We start from the raw sequence: 18,977 nt of genomic DNA, 5'->3' as shown, positions 1-18,977 counted from the left end.
CATCCGCAACGTTAACTTCACAGATGCACATTCCCGTTTGACCATCCCATTGGGACGGTGGTCGTCGTCTCGGTAGCCGTTCGTTTTCGGGAAGGGAGCTATGAGCGAGGGCACCTTACCAGATTGAACAGTCGTCCCTCGATGCTCTCCGGCAGGACCTCTCCGCCGATCTCGCCGCGATCGCCACCAACCATGGCTCTAAGATGCAAACGGTCGCCGTTTAGCTGAAAGCCCATGGTCACAGCGTCGGGTAGGCGCTTGGCAGACCTTTTGTCAGCGGCGTTCTTTATTGTTTCAGACGGCTCAACGGTCAGTATCGTATCCCGCGGTGGCGCATCACCAACTATGACGATTTTACCGAAGTCCAAGCTCCCGTCTGGATACCGCATGCGTATGGTGCGGTCTTCAAACGTCGTGAACTGACTTGCGCAGCCCTCCAGCGTATTTGCCCACTTCGACCCGGTCATCTGGTCGAAAGTGGCACTTCCACTGGACCCACATGCAGACAAGGCAAGCAATGGTGCTAGTAATAGGGTGGCTCGCATTGTGCCAGATAACGGCGAGACCCTTCTCACGAGGTTAAAGCGTGGTCGGTTGGTCGCTGACGCTGACGCGCGCTCATTCCCGTTTCACCATCCCATGCGAGACGGGATCGCTATGCGTTGGGGTGTCATTCCGCCCCCAACCGGACCCGGCCACCAGCGGCGCATTTTTCAACAGCCCCTACCGTTTCGCGCATCGTGGCCGCGCACCGCCAGCAGCAAGGAGAGTGAGTATGAAGCGCGGCCATGACCTGTCCGGCATCATGAAGTTCGCCACATCGCCCGCCTGGGCCGACCATTTGCGCGATGCCCTGGACGATCATCTTGGACCGGCGATGGAGGAATTCGAGTTCGAGTTCGAAGACCTTGTCGAGATCGTCAGCGACCATTGGGCCGGCGTACTGTGGGGATGCGCGTTCGAAGATCTCCTGACGCGGACCGTCGAACCCGGCGCGCTGAACCTCGTCGACGATTATATCCGACGTCGCGGCTGGAATGAGGCCGGCCCCGCCAAGCTCTATATGCGTGCGCTGCAATCTTCGGTCATGAGCCTCTACGAGGTCAGCGACGTCGAGGCTGGCAGCGGATTTCTTGTTCGTGATCTCATCCGGGGCGGTGACGCGGTCCGCGTCACCGAACGCAGCGCCTCGCAGACGCTCAAACAATGGGACAGGATCGGTACGCGGGTCGTCATTGTGGGCGGAAAGCATCTCCTATCGGGTGGGGTGCTATCGTTCACGATGGAGGCAACCGACGCTCTCATGGCCGATCTTCGGCGCGTGGAGGGAAAGCGCAGTCCGTGCAGCCAGCTGGCGCTCACCGACGCCAAGCTGCGCGCGCTTCCTTCACTCCTCAGTACGGCATGGCTGTTCGACGTCGTGCCCCGGGCAATGGGTGCGATGACCGTACCGACGCTGCACAACGGCGATGGTGAGGAAGTGGTGTTCCACCGCGTCCGGTTCCCCTTTGCGCGGGGCGCAACCCATGCGCTGATCGGCGACCAGCTCGATCTTTTGCCAGCCATGCAGCGCGAAACTTCGCATGTCTGGAACTGGCTTGGCGAAAAAACGACATCGACCCGGAAGGGCACAGGCCACATGGCCTGGGGTGTGACGATGATGGACGGCACGCCGGTGCTGGGCAATATCGAGCTGAAAGGGCGCGCGCTGATCCTGGCCGTTACCTCCGCCGAGCGTGCGGCACGCGGCACGGCCCTCCTGGCAGACACATTGGGCGACTTGGTCGGCACGCCGCTTAGCACGATCGAGACTGTCGAACAGGCCATGACCGCACATCGTGAAAACCGGCCTGAGCCGGCACCAGCCATCGCGCCTGAGGTGGCAACCCCACTCGTCCATGCCATGCTCGATCGTCAGTATCGCGCTACGCTGGACGAGCCCGTCGGCATGCTAGGCGACATCACGCCGCGCGCTGCAGCCCGGACCGCAGCGGGCCGCCAACGTCTTTCGGCATGGCTGAAGCATCTGGAGAACCGCAGCGGCAGTCAGCCGGATCCGAATGATCCGATGGCCACTTACGATTTCACCTGGATGTGGCGAGAACTCGGTATCGAGAAGCTGCGCAAATAGCGCTTCGATCCCCGCAAAAACTGGCAGGCACCAGCCGGTGTCGGCCTACCGTGAGTCTGTGTCCAAATAATGCACAGGGGCCATCTGGCGGGTCTGATTTAACACGGACGAGAACCTGAGGTCTTGTCCAGTCGCGAGGTGCGCCATTGCAGTGGGACATTTGCGAATGTCGGCCTCTAGCCACTCCAGTCCCGCCTTATCGAGCAAACGGAGCAGGGCATCATCGCTTTGCGGCGGTGACTTTGCGATCATGGCAAATAGTCGCTGCCCGCGGACTCGCGCCCTTGGCGGTTTGCCTACGTAGGGTGAACGGACCATCCGGGCTATCAGGCGATCTCCGCATGTCCGGCGTGCCTCGCCTAGGTCGGCATCGGTGCAGCCCCTACGGACTGCGATCGCGTAAACCGGAAAGCCGTAATCGTCTCCCAGGTAGCGGACCGCCATTGCCGGTTCGGACCGTTCGGGAAAGAAGCGGACCGGGTCGAATGCAAGTGCGCGAGTCCGTTCCTGGAAATCGTATGCCCGCGGAGCGTCCTGTGCCGCCAAGGGCGCGGCTTGGCCGAGGACGAGCGCAGCGGCGATGCAGGCAGATCGGATCATGCTCATACATCACACGGCCTGTCCGGGCTGCATAGCCAGTTTCGCTGGCGTCGCGAATGCCGCCTACCCCCAACCCAGTCAGTCCACTTAGGGTGTCATTTCGCCCTCAGCCGGAACCGACCCCAGTAAGTTTTTATTATTACAAATATATTCAGCTTTTTCTACTAAGCAAAATTGGAGCTCCTGATTATTAGCTTTATTAGTATTTTGCTTTCCCTAACCATAGCTCTGCTTGTAGATTTACTCTGGCGAGCAGAAGCGAGAGCTGGCAAAATATTGTTAACAGCCGTTACGATGGCTACACTGATCGTCGCAATTGGGTTCGCTCAGGTAGGCTCATCCGAACAAACGGACCCTTTAGTTCCTTGGATTGCCATCTTGTCAGCGACGCTCCTGTTAAAGTGGCTTCATACCATATTCCGGGAAACGGACGGAAAATGACGCAATTCCTCTGCTTGGGGGGACCCGGATACCGTCTAAGGTTATTAGGGGCCGGACCGCTTTTTCGGGATGCGCTGTCTTACGTTGAGCAGACCTACATATTCATCTAGCATCGCGATACGCCCTGCCTGCCGACACACGGTGCCGGCGATGGGGGTCAGCAAGGTTTTCAGCGCCGTTGACCCTTGAAACGCTAAACGCTCCGGTCCGTTAAGGCCGCGCTTCTCTCTGCCCGTCGCCTCGAAACAATGTTGAGCGCTTCGACCGCAGCAGAAAATGCCATCGCGGCGTAAATGTAGCCTTGTCAGCGATTGAGGCCGGGTTAGGAGTATCAGTTCTGCCGATCAGCACGACGGGGGCACATGCCGTTCGCACCAGCCCCATCTTCGCTGCAGAAGCACCACTAGTACTGTCTGTCTATGCGTGGGAAGCTGGAGGAGCGACGGGCGAACTGGTTGCCGCGATGACCGATGTCATATCCGAGCGCTAACGAGAGCTAAGCCTCAAGCCAGGCATGCTCTCAAAAACCGAGCGTATATCTGGGTCCGTTCTATGTACCGACCCCTTTATTGCAGTTCCAGGCGATCATCATTGCGAGCCGCTACATCTATCGATCCGTTCAGAAGCCGTTAACCATTCCAGTCGGTCCAGGTTCCCGTATTCGTTAGCGGTTGAGGTTGAAGGGCATAAAGATTGACCATGGCCTTAGATCGACGACAGATGCTGCAACTCGGGACCCTGATTGCCGGTGGATGGGCCGTCAGCTCAGTCCTGAAACGAACTGCACCGATCGGCCGGGATGTCGCTAATCCCGAGGCACTGGCGGCTATCTTCGACGACCGAAGATCTCCTGCGAGTGGCCCGCCTACAGCGTCGCTCCGTTTGGCGGCCTTTACCGACTATCGATGCCCTGCGTGCAGGCGTGCATTCCCGGCCATGGAGGAAGCGATCCTGAGCGACGGAGATGTCCGCGTCATCTACAAGGACTGGCCAATTTTCGGACCGCCCTCGGAGCGCGCTGCGCAAGTTGCGCTCGCAAGTGCCGAGCAGGGTATTTACCCGGCGGTTCACAAGCAGCTCATGATCGACAGCAGAACCATCAGCGACAGCGTTTTGCAAGATATCGTCGAAAAAGCAGGCGGTAATTGGAAGCGTATAAGTGCTTACCTAATATCACACGACCAGCAGATCATGGCGCAGCTGCGTGCCAATGGGGCGCAGGCTCTCACCCTCGGGCTGGCGGGGACACCGGGCTACCTTGCCGGATCGGTGCTGGTAGTGGGCGCTATCGACAAAGCTGATTTCCTTAGGCTGTTCGCGCGCGCACGCAGTTCGAGGAAATGATATTGGACTGCACACCTACCGATCTGGTTTTTGTTAAATTGCCATGCTCATTATGTCTTTGTACGCTGAGAGAACCTTATTGCGCACTTGCAGCGTCGCCTCAAACCCGATTGAAGCCGCTTGCCGGGCAAGCATAACCTTTGCGATATCGGTGGTTTCGCCCCGTTCATAGGCGACCGTCAACGCCCCGGCCTTTGCACCTGTTTCGTTTACTTTTAGCACCTGTTCTACAATTGTCGATGCGAAGCTGCTATTCGCTCCAGTAGCCGAGCCAACTGAGCCAGGGCCTTCAACTTTTTGCAGCGCTTGGCTCATGGCCGCATCAAACGTAGGCCTTGCAATCCCGCCAGCGCTTGCCGGCGACGCCGCACTGCTGTTGACGACATTTCGGAGGGCGGAATTCCGGTCGAGAACCGCACTTCGCAAGGCCATGACATCACTGACCGAAATATTGCTCACAACAATCTCCCAAGCGAAACGGTAGCTGGGAAGCGTTACGAGATGGTTAAAAACCTTAGGACAGATTGCCGATGTTTTAAGGGGACCGGCGCAGCCGCGTTGCTCGGGGCGAAGAGGCTTGCCGGTCTGCTCGTGTGCGCCTCTGGAACGTGCACCGCCGAAGAACCCTGAGGGGTAAGCTTCGCCGTCGCGTAAAATAAGATGCGGCCTGTCATGTTCAGACAACCTTGGGGTCGGCCCGCGGTTGGGGATCACGAGATGGCCTGTGTTGCAACGCATCGCGCCGAACGAACGGCGGAAGAGCGATCACGGTCCTTTCATATCCTCAACGTTCTACGCGGTCTCGCCGCTATGAGCGTCATCACCTTGCATTATCCGCAAGCCTTTGCGCCTTTCGTAGCGAGCGGAGCATACCTTGCCGTTGACCTGTTTTTTGTCATGAGCGGCTTCGTGCTCGCCCGCGCTTACGATGTAAGGCTTCAAGACGGAATGGGTGGCAGAGCGTTCATCGTCACTCGGCTGATACGCCTTTACCCATTCTATATCCTGGCCCTGGCGCTGGGCACCGTTGAATTAGCATACTATTATCGAAACGATCATCTCGCAGCAGAGATAATACTGTCCAGCGTCTTCAACTTCGTGATGTTGCCATCGCCGCCTGTGGGCATCCCCTACCAACCGCTGTTTCCTGCCAACTTCGTAGCTTGGACTCTTTCATTCGAGCTGTTCGCGAACGCTGCTTACGGCTTTGGTTTTGGGGTTCTAACTCACAAACGACTGAGACCGTTGAAAAAGGCTTGCGCGAAATCGGCGTGGCGGATGGCTGGTGACGCCGGCCACCGGGGATACGCCGCGTATCAGGCCGCCGCGGCCTGCCGGGCGAGCAACTGAAGGTTGTATGCCGCGGCAGCCATGGTGAACTCCTCGGCGGCTCCTGACAGGCCCCGCAGCTTGAGCGTTCGTAGCCCCAGGTTGCGTTTCAGATGGCCGAACACGCGCTCGATCCGCTGTCTTCGACGCCGTGCGTGCACATAGGCGTCGGTGCCGGCAAGGGCGCGCACGGTATCGCGGGCTTCCTCGCTGACGAGCCGGGTGACACCCCGCTTCGGACCGATGGTGCATTGCGGCTTCAGCTCGCAGGCGGCGCAATCGGCCGGCCGGCTTCGGTAGACGCGCACCTGCTTGGTCCGGTTGGTGCCGCAATAGCCGAGCAGCTTGTCCGCCGGACAGCGGTAGGCATCCGCTTCCCGGTCGTAGCGGAAGGCATCCCGGGTGAAGAAGGCGTCCCGCTGGCGGGTCCGGTCGATGACCGGGATGTATGGCGTGATGTTCCGGTCGATCAGCCAGCGGAGCAGCGGACCGCTACCGTACGCCTTGTCGGCCGAGAGACTGGCGGGTTCGATGCCCAGCCTGGTGCCGGCGCGTGACACCAGCGTCCGGGTCGCCGCCACCTCGGCTGCGAAGCGGGCGGGCGTGGCCTCCACGTCGAGGATGCAGTCGGTGTCGAGGTCAAGCAGGGGGTTGATGGCGTATGCGTATCGCGCCGGTCCGTGCTTGCAGGTGAGCGCCGCCTGCGGGTCGGTCGGCGATATGCTGGTCGGATCGACGGGCGCCGGTTCGTCGGGGCCCGGCGGCAACGCGGCATCGAGCGCCGCCAGGTATTCGGCGACGGGTCGCGATATGCTTTCCCTGCCACGAAGCTCGTCTGCGGCGTCGGCCCCCTTCAGCTTCTTCTCGCGGCTGGCGTCGGCCATGATCGTGCTGCCGTCCACCGCCACGTCGCGCCCCGCCACTAGCCCGGCCACGGCGCATCGTGCGACCACCTGCTCGAACAGCAGGCGATGCAGGTCGCAGGTGCGGAAGCGGCCGTGCCGGTTCTTGGAGAAGGTGGAGTGGTCGGGCACCCGGTCGGCCAGATCAAGCCGGCAGAACCAACGATAGGCGAGGTTGAGGTGCACCTCCTCGCACAAACGCCGTTCCGAGCGGATGCCGAACAGATAGCCAACCAGCAGCATCCTGAGCATCAGCTCCGGGTCGATCGAGGGTCGCCCACTCGCGCTGTAGCTCGACGCCAGTGCCTCGCGCACGAAGCCGAAGTCCAACACGCCGTCGATGCGTCGGAGCAGGTGGTCAACCGGCACATGCTCATCAAGCCGGAAGCCGTAGAACAGCGCGCCCTGTGCCACCTGCCGTCCCATCATGTCCGTGATCCCTTGCCGTCTGCCAAGAGTGAATCACGCCTCCATCGCCGTCGCAAGCACGCGTTTTTCAACAGTCTCGACTGGGAGTGATCGTTGGTATATCGGGTTTGATGCTTTTGGCATTGGCGCTCGTTCGCGGCAATCTCAATGGAGGAGCATATTGGCCTGATGCTCATCTTGCCGCAATCAGGGTCACCTTTTCATTCTTTGTCGGAGTTTTGATTCATCGCGCGCGGGAGACAGGAAAACTAGCACCGCTATTTTCCGTGAAATTACCCCAAATCATCATCATCGCAATCACGGTCGGTGCCCTTGGTTCACCCATATCACCTGTTTTGCGGGGGTTATTCGATGCGGCCTGCGTGCTGCTCGTCTTTCCACTGATTGTAGCCGCTTCGATTGGACGCAACCCTGTACCAAGCCGAGGAATGTGCGCTTTCCTCGGGGAAATTTCTTATCCCATCTATGTCTTGCAAATCCCCGTCTTCACGATTGGGGTAATGGGCCTGCCCAAACTTCTACCAGGTCTGCCGCAATTACCCGCTCCCTGGTCCGGGATTCTCCTGCTGGCTGCACTCTGCACCGCGTCCTGGTTCATGGCCACGCGCATCGATATCCCGCTGAGGCGCCGGTTGAACGCTGCGGTACTGCGGCATCTCCAACCTGGGTAGAGGCTTAATGATTCCACGAGGATCCGCTTTGATGGCCAAGCCCGCCCATTCACATACCGCAATTCGAGAAAGCCAGACATGATCCAGCGCGCTAAGCTCCGTTTTCCTCATGTGACGCTACGGCCCGACCCGTCGCGTACCCTGGTCAGGCCGTTTGAGCCCGGCTATCCGCGAGGTTTCGACGCTGGCACGACCCGCACTCAGGAAACGGTCAATCTGATCCTGTCGCTCGGCGAGGCGGAGCTGACCCGTCAGCTGGAGGGCGTCACCGCGTCCCTGGATGAGAACCACCGCGACGTCGACACGATGCTGCGGCGGCGTTTTGACGAGGTCGCCGATCACTTCGACGGCGCCGATCGCTGCGACGATGCGCGACGCCGACTGATCGGAGCCTATTTCAGTCAGGAATACGCCTATGAGAGCGCGGCGTTGTTCAATCCCAGCGCCGTGCTGCATCCCGACCAAAGCGACGTTGGCGATGGCGAGGTTCGGTTTATCCTCTCGCTGCGCGGGATCGGCGAGGGCCATCTGTCTTCAGTTACCTTCCGTACGGGGCGGTGGAAGCCGGGCGGCACGCTGGTTGTGGACGATCCCAGCTCGGTGTCGATGCAGCCCATTATCGAGCGTGCCGATACAGACGACCTCGCCCGGCTTCGGTATGACGGCAGCGAGACCTTGTCGGAAACTGTGCTGTTTCCCGTGCTGCCTAGCCAACGCCAGGGGATCGAGGATCTCAGGCTGGTCCGCTTTGACGAAGGCGACGGCACATTCGCCTACCATGGTACATACACTGCGTTCAGCGGCGCGGAGGCGCGATCGGAGCTGCTGACCACGACCGACTTCAGAACGTTCGAGATGCGCGCGCTTACCGGCGATGCCTCATTGGGCAAGGGGATGGCGCTTTTTCCCCGTCGGATCGATGGCCTGTTCGCGATGCTCGGTCGCCAGGACAACAAGAACATCTGGCTACTGAGATCGGACGACATCCTCCACTGGGGCGGTGGCGCCAAGCTGATCGAGCCGCGGTATCCGTGGGAGTTTGTCCAGATGGGCAATTGCGGCTCACCGATCGAGGTGGACGAGGGCTGGCTCGTCTTGACGCACGGGGTTGGCACGGTGCGCAACTACTGCATCGGCGCCTGCCTGCTCGACAAAAACGACCCCTCGAAGCTTTTGGCGCGGACGCCTCGCCCGGTTCTGGCTCCCAGCCCTAAACAGCGCGACGGCTATGTTCCTAATGTCGTCTACAGCTGCGGCGCGCTCGTCGTCGGCCGCGATCTACTGCTCCCCTACGCAGTGGCGGACAGCTTCACCGCGTTCGCGACCACGACGGTCGACGATCTGCTCGCAGTGATGGAGTGATTGGGCGGCGTGCCTTGAGGGATTTCACCGCCGATTGCGTATTTAATAATATGAGCGGTTCTGGTGCGCCTGGTCAGTCGGTGGTTCCGGCCAGCGCCTGGATCCGCAGCAGCGTTTGAGGCGGTGCATGCGCCTTGCAGCCTTGGCGACTATCGTGATCCAGGCCCAAGCGATGGAGGCTTTCGCATGTCACCGCAGATTCTGAAGCTTTCGGCACTTTCCGGACTCGCAGCGGCGCTCGGCGGGTGCGCGACCTATGGGCCGCCCAGCCGTAACATCGCCTATTTCGCAGTGCCGTGTAATACGCCGGGAGCTTTCGTAGCGCAGCCCTTGTCAGCGCCGGACGCGCCTCCAGCCACGCCCGGTCCCGGGGGACCCGGCGGCCCAGCCGCGCAAAATGTGCAAGCTTGCATGATCGCGGTGCCCGCCCAAAATTTGGCATATAATGCGCGCTATCGGGGGGGCGGGGGCTATTACGATCCCTATTATGGCTATCCCGGCTATGGGTCGCCCTTCTATGGTTCGATTGGGATCGGCTTCGGACTTCACGGCGGTGGTTATGGACACGGTGGCAGCTTTGGCCATCGCGGCGGCTTCGGTCATGGTGGGGGCGGCGGTCATGGCGGCCACTGACGCGCCGATCTGTTCGAGCTTGTTCGTACGGGAAGCGTAGCCGCAGCGACACCATCCGACTTTGCTTGGATGACGACTGCCGGGCGTATTCGGGACAGGAATCATCCTACGCGACACCCGGCGTGTGAGGGACGAACGCCGTGCGCACGTAAATGTGAATAGAGCGCGCGCTAGAGCCGGCTTGGGAGAATGGCTTTATGCGTACAGCAGCTGACACGTCGACGTCGCAGGAAAACGTGGATTGCATCATCATCGGCGGTGGCCCCGCCGGACTGACGGCCGCGACCTATCTCGGGCGCTTTCTACGCAACTGTGTCGTCATCGACGCGGGAGCGGGGCGTGCGAGTTCGATTCCGCGGTCACACAATTTGCCGGGCTTTCCAGACGGGATTGGTGGTGCTGATCTGCTATCGCGGATGAAACGGCAAGCACAGGCTTACGGCGCGACGATCGAGCAGGGCAAGGTGGTTCGCCTGGCGATCGTCGAGGACGGGTTCTCCGTCGCGACGGAAACGACAAGCTGGCAAGGCCGTACCGTGATCTTGGCGACCGGCGTCCGAAATCACCGGCCTTCAATGCCTCAGGCGTCGCACGATGCTGCATTGGCGCGCGGCCTGATCCGCTATTGCCCGGTGTGCGACGCTTACGAAGCGAAGGGCGCCAATATCGCTGTGCTGGGCTGTGACGATCATGGTGCTGCCGAGGCCGAGTTCCTCCGCCCCTATGGCGCGCGGGTGACGCTGCTGGCGCAGCGCTCGCCCGAACTCTCCTGGCCGGATGAGGCGCGGCTTATTAGGCTCGGTGTCGACGTCATCAAGGAAGCGGTGAACCAGATATCGATCGAAGGCGATCAGATCGCGGTTCGACTGGCAGATGGGCGTCGCCTCTCGTTTGATACCCTGTATCCGGCACTTGGCTCCTCGCCGCATACGCAACTCGTCGCCGGGATCGGCGTGAAGCTTGGCGAAGGCGGCTGCGTTGTCACCGACGCCCATCAACAGACCTCGGTTAGCGGTTTGTACGCGGCTGGCGATGTCGTCGAAAGTCTCGATCAGATCAGCGTTGCAATGGGTCAGGCCGCGCAGGCAGCGACGGCGATTCACAACTCGCTCCGCGCCAGCGAGGACAAGTAAGCCGGTTGGAGCATCGACCGAAAATATAACATAAGTGCTCGCATCCCGATCCGGTTAAGTCTCGGGATGCGAACCTAGATCAGTGACCGCGGTAGTTGTCGTGGCCGCCTTGGTAGCGCTGATTATAGCTGCGATCATACCCATGCTGCCGCTCGTAGCCATGCTGTCGAGGGTAGTAACCACTGTTATTATAATAACCGTTGCGATTGCCGTTATATTGCCTGTTGACAGTGTTATAACCATGCCCACCACGACGATTATACCCACGGTTGCCATACCCGCGCTGAGAATGACCATCTCGATTCTGCCAACCGCTATGGTTGCGATCCCGGGCAAGCGCCGCGCTTGGTGCAAGAGCACCAGCTGTAGAGGCGACCAGTGCGACAGCCGCAAACATTTTGCCGAACATTTCTGTTCTCCTCATCGTTCAATCACGTGAGACCTTGGTAAGTTGTTCGGGTTGAAGCAGTTCTGAATGCATCTGTCAGCAACTGTTCACGCCGACATCGGTGACGATCCTGTCACCATATTTTGCTGAGCGGCACGTGTGAGAGGTGACGCCTGCCGCTACCCCTCACCTAGCTGTAGGCGCTTGCAATCGTAGCGGCGTCTGCTCGCAAACGGAGCGATTTTCTGCTCGGATTATCTGACAATGGGCGGAGCAGTCTGCTCACGCTAATTGCCAATGTGCTCGCCATCATCCGGCGCTGCTCGCAGTCATGGTCGCCTGCTCACATTATCTGCCAGCGGGAGTGGCGTCAGCGTGGCACCCGGATGGAGCCGTCCGCGATCCCTTCGGCGATATTTGAGAGCATGACGGCGTAGCGGTGCAGGCCGGGGAAGCGACCGGCGTTTCTCTCGATCTCTTCGCCGTATCCGGCATCGAGCAGCGCCTTGAAGTCCGGCATCACGTCGAACATGCCGCCGAGCAGATCGATATCGGAAGCACCGATCAGCAGCAGGGCATTCGCATGGGCGTCGAGGCGTTTCATCGTCTCCAGCATTTCGGTTTTGGTCATCGCACCCTTTCCGCTTGCGTGGTGTCATCGCCTATTATGCGCTGGCCCTGTTCGCGAAAACCTTCCTTTCTGACGATCCTGCCGGCGGGCCATGACCGCAACGCATTTCTGCGGCCCGCCGCGTGTCAAAACTGTTCTGGAAACCCGCTTCGCAAAAGCGTCTGCCGGCGACGGGTTTGGAGAACCCACTGGCAGGGAGTGTGAGCACGACGCCCCGTTTGCAAGCAGCGCCGGATGATGGCGAGCACACTGGCAGATAATTCGAGCACGAGGCCATGCGCCAGTGGCAGAAAGGGTGAGCAGAAAATCGCTCCGTTTGCGAGCAGACGCCGCTACGATTGCAAGCGCCTACATGTAGGCGTGTCGACCGATTTGAGTTCCTGCCATACCGCGCTGGTCGATGGGATGGCCTTCGAGGGTCATGTTCCGATCGTGGATATGAAGCGTGCTCTAACGCAGCGTCCCAAGTGGGTTCGAGGTCTTGCCGTTGCAGGAATGCCGCTAGGCTCGCCGGGGATGGAAATGCCGGGCAGACCGGCCCAGCCCTATGCGGTCGTTGCGTTTGGGCCGGCAGAGCAAAGGCTGTTCGCCCGGCACTGAAGACATGAAGACTCTTGGCACGAATAACGGAGGACAAAGGCCGACGGGATAATCCGGACGGCTTGGCGCGGCGGGCTGCATGGCCTAATAAGAAGCCATGAAAACAAGCCGGTAGCGGCGTTCACCGGCAGGAGAGAGCGATGTCGTTTCCGACATTGAGGCTGATCGGCCTCGCCGTGGGTTCAGCCACGTTGCTGGCAGGATGTGCGACCGGGCGATATGCACCCCGTTATGCTTATTACCGGGTGCCCTGCACCACACCGGGCGCTGTCCTTGCCCAGCCCATTGGCCTTGAAGCCGGTCCGGTCGCCCTCGGCCCGCTTCCTGTTCCGTCGAACGCGCCTTTCTCTGATCTCACAGGCGCAGTGCCGACCTGCGTAGTCGCGGTGTCGGCGGCCGACTACCGTCGCGCTTATTATCCAGGAGGCTATTACGGCCGGCGCTATGGATCGTTCGGGCTAGGGTTTGGCTTTGGCGGCGGCCACTTCGGCGGAGTGCATCATGGAGGGAGACACGGTGGGGGCCATGGCGGGGGGCATCATTGACCACTTACGTAGCAGATGAATGACGCCTGCCGGCTCGGTTCCCACCGCATTCATCCCGCTTGGTCTACGACACCCTTAAGGCGTGGCGACCGGCCACTCCGCTTTGAGGAAATGATCATGAAACGCTTCCTGATCGCCGCAGTAGCTGCACTCACGTTCGGCTCACCGGCCATGGCTCAGTCCTATGGTGGATATGGTGGGCAGACCTATCGGGGCGAGGCGCATGCCCGAGGTTACGATGGCTCGGGCTATGAGCGATCCGGCGGATATCACGATCGCGGGCCGGGCTATGGCTACAACGACCGTAGCTACAACGACCACCGTTATGACGATCGTGCCTACAACGCTCGAGCCGCACGTCACGAATGGCGGGAAAAACAGCGGCATGAGCGTCGCGAGCGCCGCGAACATCGTGGCGGGAATCGCTACTACGGCTACTGAGTTCGCTAGGGCGCAAGGGCATCCCGCTAGCAGGCGGGGTACTTTGGCATAAGGAGTTTTGTAATGGCCGATTTATCATCTGCCTCGAACCCGACCACCTCGCGAACGCAGGGCATGCTTTGCCCAGTGTGCCGTGTGGACCTCGTACTAGCCGACCGGCAGGGGATCGAGATCGACTATTGCCCGCAGTGCCGGGGCATCTGGCTCGATCGCGGTGAGCTCGACAAGATCATCGAGCGCAATGCCGCCTACGAAGCGGCTGTCGTTCCGCCTCAGCCGAGTTCGGTCCCTCCCGTGCCGAGCCCAGGCTATGTCCAGCCGGGACCTTGGGGCGGCGGGTATGGCGATGAGCATCATGGCGGGCATCGTGAGAGCCACCACGGCGGCTATCGCCGTGGTGGATTCCTTGGAGGCTTGTTCCGGCATTGAGCGAACCGGAACAGAACTTCGCTCGGTCGATGCCGGGCATAGGGCAATGAGCGAGAGTCCACCGTGATCAGGAAGATTTACCTTGGGTTAGGTGCGTTGATCATCGCAGGTCTGGCGACCTCGCCTGCGCTTGCGCAACGTAACACACATGGTGCCGGCGTTAGCTGGAGCGGGAGCCATGGTGGGGTGAACTGGGACGGGGCCACGCCTATGAGGGCGGAAACTATGGCGGCTACCCAGCCGTCTCCTTCCCATATCCTGTGTACAAACCTTTGCCTCCCGCCTTCAGGGTGCCGAAGCTCTCAACTTCGGTCGATCCCGTCGCCGCGGAGCATGACTGGCACGGTGACTACCGCGATCCTGACCATGCGAGCAAAGTCAGCCGGCGTTAGAATGGCAGGTCTACTCAGCAACCGTGCTTGACAAAACCGGGCCTATCCCTCATATCCATCGGCGGACGCGGCTCACGGGCTGCCCCAATTCCGAGGCCCACGCTTAGCGTGGGCTTTCGCGTTTCTGGGGACCTGTATGTTGTATTTCGCCTATCTTGACGAGTTCGGCCACATCGGTCCGTATGTCGCGCGCGACGATCCCGCATACAATGACAGTCCCGTCTTCGGGCTCGGCGGCATGATACTCCCCGCATCGTCCGTTCGCCAGTTCTCGACCTGGTTCTACCAGCTCAAATGCAACATGCTGGCTTGGGAGATCGGGCAAAGCGGCCAGCATCCCGCGACATGGGAGAAGAAGGGCTCGGCCCTCTTCACCACCATGAACGTCGAGAAATATCGACAGGTTCGCACGGCGGCCAATCGCATCCTCAACAAGATCCGCGCGTGCGGCGGACATGTCTTCTACGTTGGACTCGAGAAGAACCGCCCCGTCGCGGAGTTCAAGGCGCAGGCGCTCTACCTCACGGTTCTGGGCGAGGCGATGAAGCGCCTCAACCAATATGCCGATCAGAACAACGCCGATATGGTCATCGTCATGGACGAGCATCAGGATCGCGAGGCTATCCTGACCCGCGCGAGCCAAGCCATGTATGGCGGCCCCTCCCCCCGCCGCCGCATCATCGAGCCTCCCTTCCAAGTCGAAAGCGAACGCTACCAGACGTGCCAGTGCGCCGACTGGCTGTGCGGTCTGGTTGGTCGCGTCGGCGCCTATCAAGCACGTCCCGACGAATGGGCTGACATGGCATGGTCGCAGACCTACTTTCAGGATCGGCTCGACGCGGCATCGGTGCGAAGCTCGATCCGCCTGCAAACGGCTGCCGCCGAAGTCGAAACGGTGGAAGCCCTGCCCGCCGTCGTCGATACGGGTCTCGCACAGCCTGTTTCGGACAACGACGACACGACAGCGTGATCCGGCAGGTCATTCCTCCGGCATATCGCTCAGCCGGGTCGGATGCATCGTTCCAACGATGAAGACGGGTGTGCCACGTGGCACACCTATGGACGCGCCCAGCGCGCGGGGTGAACCCGTTCACGCCGCTGCCCTCCACCTCTGCAACTGCGATGCCGTTATTTCCGACGATATGCTGATCGTCATGGCCTATCTGGCGGCCGAGCCGACCGTCTATGCCGATGCCTGGGGCTACCGCGACGCGATGGCGGCCCGCATGATCCCGCTGCGCCACGCCATCGACATTATGACTGGTGAGCCGATCGACGCGATACGGGACGCGCGCGGCTTCTCGCCGCGCGCCGCAAGCCGATCGGGAGCATCAGCGTCTGGACTGGGTAGGGGGCTGTCGCCGCGCCGCCGCGTCGAGATCGGCCACGGCCTGCGCCGCCGCCTCGCAGTCGCTGCCGGTTTCCTGACCCCGCTCGCAGCGTGTGACGACCAGTCTCGCCTCGTCCGCGTGGAAGCGGAAATAACCCGCATCTCGCGGCTTAATCACCCCGCAACCGGCCAGAATGATCGTTAGGGCAGCGGCGATGGCCACCCACTGCTTACTATTCCCCATTATGTTGATCCTCTCCATATTCCAGCCCAACGCCACTTTCCCCCGTTGCGACGCCATGCCTGAAACCCGCTGCGGTAAAGTCTACCGACCCACCTGATGAGAACGAGGGCGCTGGCCGGAGAGATCAAGCTAAAGGCGCGTGCGAAACGTGTGATGCGGATGAGCATCGAAGCTGCCATGAGCCAAAGTCCGGCAGGGAATATGGGCAGCAGGCCAGCCATTAATGGCCACCTCTTGATCGCCCGAACATCACGACCCGCCAAAGATACCAGATGACGGCCAGCGCGAGCACGGCGTTGCTCACCGGTTCGATGACGTTCGCCACCTGACTATAGCGCTCGCCCAGCTCATAGCCCGCCAGCACGAGGATAACGGTCCATATGGCCGAGCCTGCGAGCGTCGAGACCAAGAATGGGCCAAGGGGCATCCCGCTGACCCCAGCGGGTACGGAAATCAGGGTCCGGACCCCCGGGACCATGCGCCCGAACAGAACCGCCCAACGACCGTAGCGGTCGAACCAGCGGTCGACATGATCGACCTCATCGGGCGTCAACGTCAGCCATCGGCCATGGCGGGACGCAAAGCGCTTCAATCGATCGATGCCGATCCAGCGACCGGCATAGTACCACAGCACTGCCCCTGTAGCCGATCCGAGGGTACCAGCGATCGCCACTACCCACAGCGAGCCGCGCCCTTGGGCAGCGGTGTAGCCTGCAAGTGGCAGGATCACTTCCGACGGGATCGGCGGAAAGACGTTCTCGGCCAGCATCAACAGGAAAACGCCAAAGCCGCCGAGTGACGCGAGGATCGATGTTATGATGTCGAACACAAACTGGCCTCGTCAGAAGATCCAATAGGAGATGGCGAAAATCACGAGCAGGAGGGCGACAACGGACCCTACGATCCGGTTTTCCAGGCGCGGACACTCGACGTTCCTGATCCGCACGGCGACCTGCCAAGCGGGGCGAACCGGACACCGCCACGAACCTGCGGCAATCCGATCCAGTTCGGCATCCGACAACCCGAAGAACGATTTTGCTTCACCGCGCGATCGTCCCGCCAACCCCATCACCCGCAGCACCACGTCGCTCCATGCGACATCGATCGCGCTCGGCCGATCGACCATCGTGCTGCGCGCGTCACCGCCCGCCCACGAGGGGGACAGCAGGCCGATGATCTGGTGGGGATTGCGCTCCAGCAGTGTCGCCCAGCGCAGCAAGCGATGTTGGCGGTCCCGCGCCGCGATGGTCCTCGCCGGTGCCCAGCGCCGGGTAAGGCATCGCACAGGCCGCGTCCATCGGCTCGCCCAAGGGCTCGTCATGGGCTCGCCGAGGTGCCGACGTCGCCATTGGTGGCGCGCTTGAGCGGACGAGAACAGCGCAGGGTGAGGAAGGTGGTGGCGCTCAGGATGAAGGCGATGTCGTATAGGCCGTAGCCCACGGCCGCGCCGAGTGCCCCAGTCGCCCACAGACTGGCCGCCGTCGCCGTACCTGACGCCTTGTCGCCCTTCTTCAGAATCGCGCCGCCCCCGATGAAGCCGACGCCCGTAATCAGACCTTCGAGCAACCTGGCTTGCGCTGGAGACGTGCGGCCGAGGATCGCGATGCCCACCAGCACGAAGCCGCAACTGGCGATGGCCACCAACGGGAATGTGCGGATGCCTGCGCTGCGGGCGTCCTTCTCGCGATCCCAGCCAACAGGAAGGGCGAGCGCATAGGCGACGGCGAGACTGATGATATGGGTGGTTATCTCCCACCACGAGCTTTGAAACATGTCGGCCTGCCTGTTCTACGCGATTGCTCCAGACCGGAGGTAAAGGGGTAAGGTCGGGACGAGAGTCCCACAGACGTTCAGGCCCAAGGCGGAGATCGCGAACATCGGCGATCCCTACCGGTGCAGACATGCGATGATGGCGGTCACGACGGCGGTGGTTTCCGCAACGTCGCGCACTCTCACCGTATCGAGGCCAATTTCAGCGGCGGGATAGTCATTCCCACCGGGGAAGATCGCATCGCCGATGAACAGCATCCCGTCGAGCGGGACGCCGCTTTCAGCACTCAGGCGCTTCAGGCCATAGCCCTTGTCCACCCCTGCCCTGGTCACGTCGATCGATGTCGTGCCACCTAGATTGATCGAGAGGTCCGGCAGCGTCGCGCGCAACGTGGCCTGCAACGCGGTCCTCTTCTTTCGGTCGGGATCCCACGCTTCCTTTTCCTTTAGCGGCGCTGCCTGCCCCAGCCCCGAAAAGGTGATCTGGCTGCCCCGGTCCTCGATCCGTTCGCCCCAGATACGTTCGTCGGCGAGACCGGCATCGGTTAGCGCCTGATCGAAGGCCGTGCGGATCTTCGCCTTCTCCGCGTCGTCGAACAGCTCGGCATAGACCGCGCGCCAAGCGCCATTGATGAACCGATAGAGTTTTGTGCCCGTGGTCGGCATCAACCAGAGACGGTCGAGGGCCGCGGCCGCAGGAAGCCGTGAAGCGACCTGCTTTTCGAACTGCGGCCAGTCCCCGCCCGAGATCACTGCCACATCGGTGACGGCAAGCAATCGAGCGAGGGTCGCCGCCATGTCCTCCGATAACGGCCGCTTGCTCTCGGCAAGCGTGCCGTCGAGGTCGAAGGCGATCAGCCACTTCATGCCGCCTTCCCCGCCGGATCGCGGTAGGCGAGCAGCCTGAGCGCATTGATGACGACGAGCAGCGTCGATCCCTCATGAACCGCCACCGCTGGCCCAATACCGAGGCCGAGGATGGTGGCAGGCACGAGGAAGGCGACGACACCCAGGCTGACGAAGACGTTCTGCCGGATGATTCCACGGGTATGCCGACTGAGGCCGACCGCGAACGGTAAGTGCGCCAGATCGTCGGCCATTAGCGCCACGTCGGCCGTTTCTAGCGCAACATCCGAGCCCGCCGCGCCCATCGCGATGCCGACCGTGGCGCTTGCCATCGCCGGCGCATCGTTCACGCCGTCGCCCACCATCGCGACCTTGTCTTGACCGGC

Annotated in this window: 19 protein-coding genes and 2 pseudogenes; 12 read left to right on the top strand and 9 right to left on the bottom strand. The window is 61.2% G+C overall.

Annotated elements, in window-relative coordinates:
• Nucleotides 1-775 precede the first annotated feature (775 nt).
• Both ACI2JO_RS19290 and ACI2JO_RS19285 read left to right on the top strand, forming a co-directional pair.
• Nucleotides 776-2,131 carry a hypothetical protein gene (locus ACI2JO_RS19290; protein ID WP_035386735.1) on the top strand — a complete coding sequence of 452 codons (1,356 nt, stop codon included), beginning with the start codon at nt 776-778 and terminating at the stop codon, nt 2,129-2,131.
• A 1,740-nt stretch (nt 2,132-3,871) separates the two neighbouring features.
• Nucleotides 3,872-4,516, top strand: coding sequence for a DsbA family protein (locus ACI2JO_RS19285; RefSeq protein ID WP_047867254.1), 645 nt, complete (start codon nt 3,872-3,874; stop codon nt 4,514-4,516).
• Nucleotides 4,517-4,549: 33 nt separating this feature from the next.
• Here the strand turns inward: ACI2JO_RS19285 and ACI2JO_RS19280 are convergent, their stop codons facing one another.
• The gene (locus tag ACI2JO_RS19280) at nt 4,550-4,948 is read right to left on the bottom strand and encodes a flagellar hook-basal body complex protein FliE (RefSeq protein WP_047867255.1); all 399 of its coding nucleotides are present in this window, start codon (nt 4,946-4,948) and stop codon (nt 4,550-4,552) included.
• 285 nt (nt 4,949-5,233) lie between these two features.
• Here ACI2JO_RS19280 and ACI2JO_RS19275 point away from each other — a divergent pair, with 285 nt between their 5' ends.
• Nucleotides 5,234-5,866: an acyltransferase gene (locus tag ACI2JO_RS19275; RefSeq protein ID WP_267884838.1), complete on the top strand. Its 633-nt coding sequence runs from the start codon at nt 5,234-5,236 to the stop codon at nt 5,864-5,866.
• Here ACI2JO_RS19275 and ACI2JO_RS19270 read toward each other — a convergent pair.
• Entirely contained in the window at nt 5,833-7,176 is a 1,344-nt protein-coding gene (locus ACI2JO_RS19270; RefSeq protein WP_047867256.1) for an IS1182 family transposase, read from the bottom strand. The genes ACI2JO_RS19275 and ACI2JO_RS19270 overlap by 34 nt on opposite strands.
• A 32-nt stretch (nt 7,177-7,208) precedes the next feature.
• Here ACI2JO_RS19270 and ACI2JO_RS19265 point away from each other — a divergent pair, with 32 nt between their 5' ends.
• The 4 genes from ACI2JO_RS19265 to ACI2JO_RS19250 all read left to right on the top strand — a co-directional run bounded on the left by ACI2JO_RS19265 (nt 7,209) and on the right by ACI2JO_RS19250 (nt 10,975).
• Nucleotides 7,209-7,847, top strand: a complete 639-nt coding sequence (locus ACI2JO_RS19265) for an acyltransferase family protein (RefSeq protein WP_338112991.1) — start codon at nt 7,209-7,211, stop codon at nt 7,845-7,847.
• A 78-nt stretch (nt 7,848-7,925) separates the two neighbouring features.
• Nucleotides 7,926-9,209: a glycoside hydrolase family 130 protein gene (locus ACI2JO_RS19260; RefSeq protein WP_010408731.1), complete on the top strand. Its 1,284-nt coding sequence runs from the start codon at nt 7,926-7,928 to the stop codon at nt 9,207-9,209.
• A 411-nt stretch (nt 9,210-9,620) separates the two neighbouring features.
• On the top strand, nt 9,621-9,842 hold the full coding sequence (locus ACI2JO_RS19255; RefSeq protein ID WP_010408734.1) for a hypothetical protein: 222 nt from the start codon (nt 9,621-9,623) through the stop codon (nt 9,840-9,842).
• 197 nt (nt 9,843-10,039) lie between these two features.
• Nucleotides 10,040-10,975, top strand: coding sequence for an NAD(P)/FAD-dependent oxidoreductase (locus tag ACI2JO_RS19250; RefSeq protein WP_016510913.1), 936 nt, complete (start codon nt 10,040-10,042; stop codon nt 10,973-10,975).
• Between the two features lie 79 nt (nt 10,976-11,054).
• Here the strand turns inward: ACI2JO_RS19250 and ACI2JO_RS19245 are convergent, their stop codons facing one another.
• Both ACI2JO_RS19245 and ACI2JO_RS19240 read right to left on the bottom strand, forming a co-directional pair.
• Nucleotides 11,055-11,384 (bottom strand): hypothetical protein, encoded by a 330-nt coding sequence (locus ACI2JO_RS19245; protein WP_202594747.1) that lies wholly within the window; start codon nt 11,382-11,384, stop codon nt 11,055-11,057.
• Nucleotides 11,385-11,733: 349 nt separating this feature from the next.
• On the bottom strand, nt 11,734-11,994 hold the full coding sequence (locus ACI2JO_RS19240; RefSeq protein WP_021320008.1) for a hypothetical protein: 261 nt from the start codon (nt 11,992-11,994) through the stop codon (nt 11,734-11,736).
• A gap of 357 nt (nt 11,995-12,351) precedes the next feature.
• Between ACI2JO_RS19240 and ACI2JO_RS19235 the strand changes: the two are divergent.
• From ACI2JO_RS19235 to ACI2JO_RS19215, 5 genes and pseudogenes are all read left to right on the top strand, one after another.
• Nucleotides 12,352-12,594: pseudogene (locus ACI2JO_RS19235) on the top strand (DUF411 domain-containing protein); the annotation flags it as partial.
• 662 nt (nt 12,595-13,256) lie between these two features.
• Entirely contained in the window at nt 13,257-13,580 is a 324-nt protein-coding gene (locus ACI2JO_RS19230; protein WP_126053655.1) for a hypothetical protein, read from the top strand.
• Nucleotides 13,581-13,694: 114 nt separating this feature from the next.
• Nucleotides 13,695-14,009, top strand: coding sequence for a zf-TFIIB domain-containing protein (locus ACI2JO_RS19225; protein ID WP_082132095.1), 315 nt, complete (start codon nt 13,695-13,697; stop codon nt 14,007-14,009).
• A gap of 528 nt (nt 14,010-14,537) precedes the next feature.
• Nucleotides 14,538-15,371 (top strand): DUF3800 domain-containing protein, encoded by an 834-nt coding sequence (locus ACI2JO_RS19220; protein WP_047867285.1) that lies wholly within the window; start codon nt 14,538-14,540, stop codon nt 15,369-15,371.
• 88 nt (nt 15,372-15,459) lie between these two features.
• Nucleotides 15,460-15,936, top strand: coding sequence for a hypothetical protein (locus tag ACI2JO_RS19215; RefSeq protein WP_047867286.1), 477 nt, complete (start codon nt 15,460-15,462; stop codon nt 15,934-15,936).
• Nucleotides 15,937-16,195: 259 nt separating this feature from the next.
• On the opposite strand, the gene ACI2JO_RS19210 is transcribed toward ACI2JO_RS19215, so the two are convergent.
• The 5 genes and pseudogenes from ACI2JO_RS19210 to ACI2JO_RS19190 form a co-directional block, all read right to left on the bottom strand.
• Nucleotides 16,196-16,804, bottom strand: a complete 609-nt coding sequence (locus ACI2JO_RS19210; RefSeq protein WP_047867287.1) for a DedA family protein — start codon at nt 16,802-16,804, stop codon at nt 16,196-16,198.
• Between the two features lie 12 nt (nt 16,805-16,816).
• Nucleotides 16,817-17,194 (bottom strand): hypothetical protein, encoded by a 378-nt coding sequence (locus ACI2JO_RS19205; protein ID WP_047867288.1) that lies wholly within the window; start codon nt 17,192-17,194, stop codon nt 16,817-16,819.
• 98 nt (nt 17,195-17,292) lie between these two features.
• Nucleotides 17,293-17,748 (bottom strand): MgtC/SapB family protein, encoded by a 456-nt coding sequence (locus ACI2JO_RS19200; RefSeq protein ID WP_041043235.1) that lies wholly within the window; start codon nt 17,746-17,748, stop codon nt 17,293-17,295.
• A 114-nt stretch (nt 17,749-17,862) separates the two neighbouring features.
• The gene (locus ACI2JO_RS19195; protein ID WP_047867289.1) at nt 17,863-18,612 is read right to left on the bottom strand and encodes an HAD-IIB family hydrolase; all 750 of its coding nucleotides are present in this window, start codon (nt 18,610-18,612) and stop codon (nt 17,863-17,865) included.
• A pseudogene (locus ACI2JO_RS19190) lies at nt 18,609-18,977 on the bottom strand (heavy metal translocating P-type ATPase); the annotation flags it as partial. The pseudogene ACI2JO_RS19190 and the gene ACI2JO_RS19195, both read right to left, overlap by 4 nt.

Source organism: Sphingomonas sp. NPDC079357, assembly GCF_044901155.1.
Classification (GTDB): Bacteria; Pseudomonadota; Alphaproteobacteria; order Sphingomonadales; family Sphingomonadaceae; genus Sphingomonas.
The sequence above is the reverse complement of the archived record's forward strand: the minus strand, read 5'-3'. Positions and strand labels throughout refer to the sequence as shown.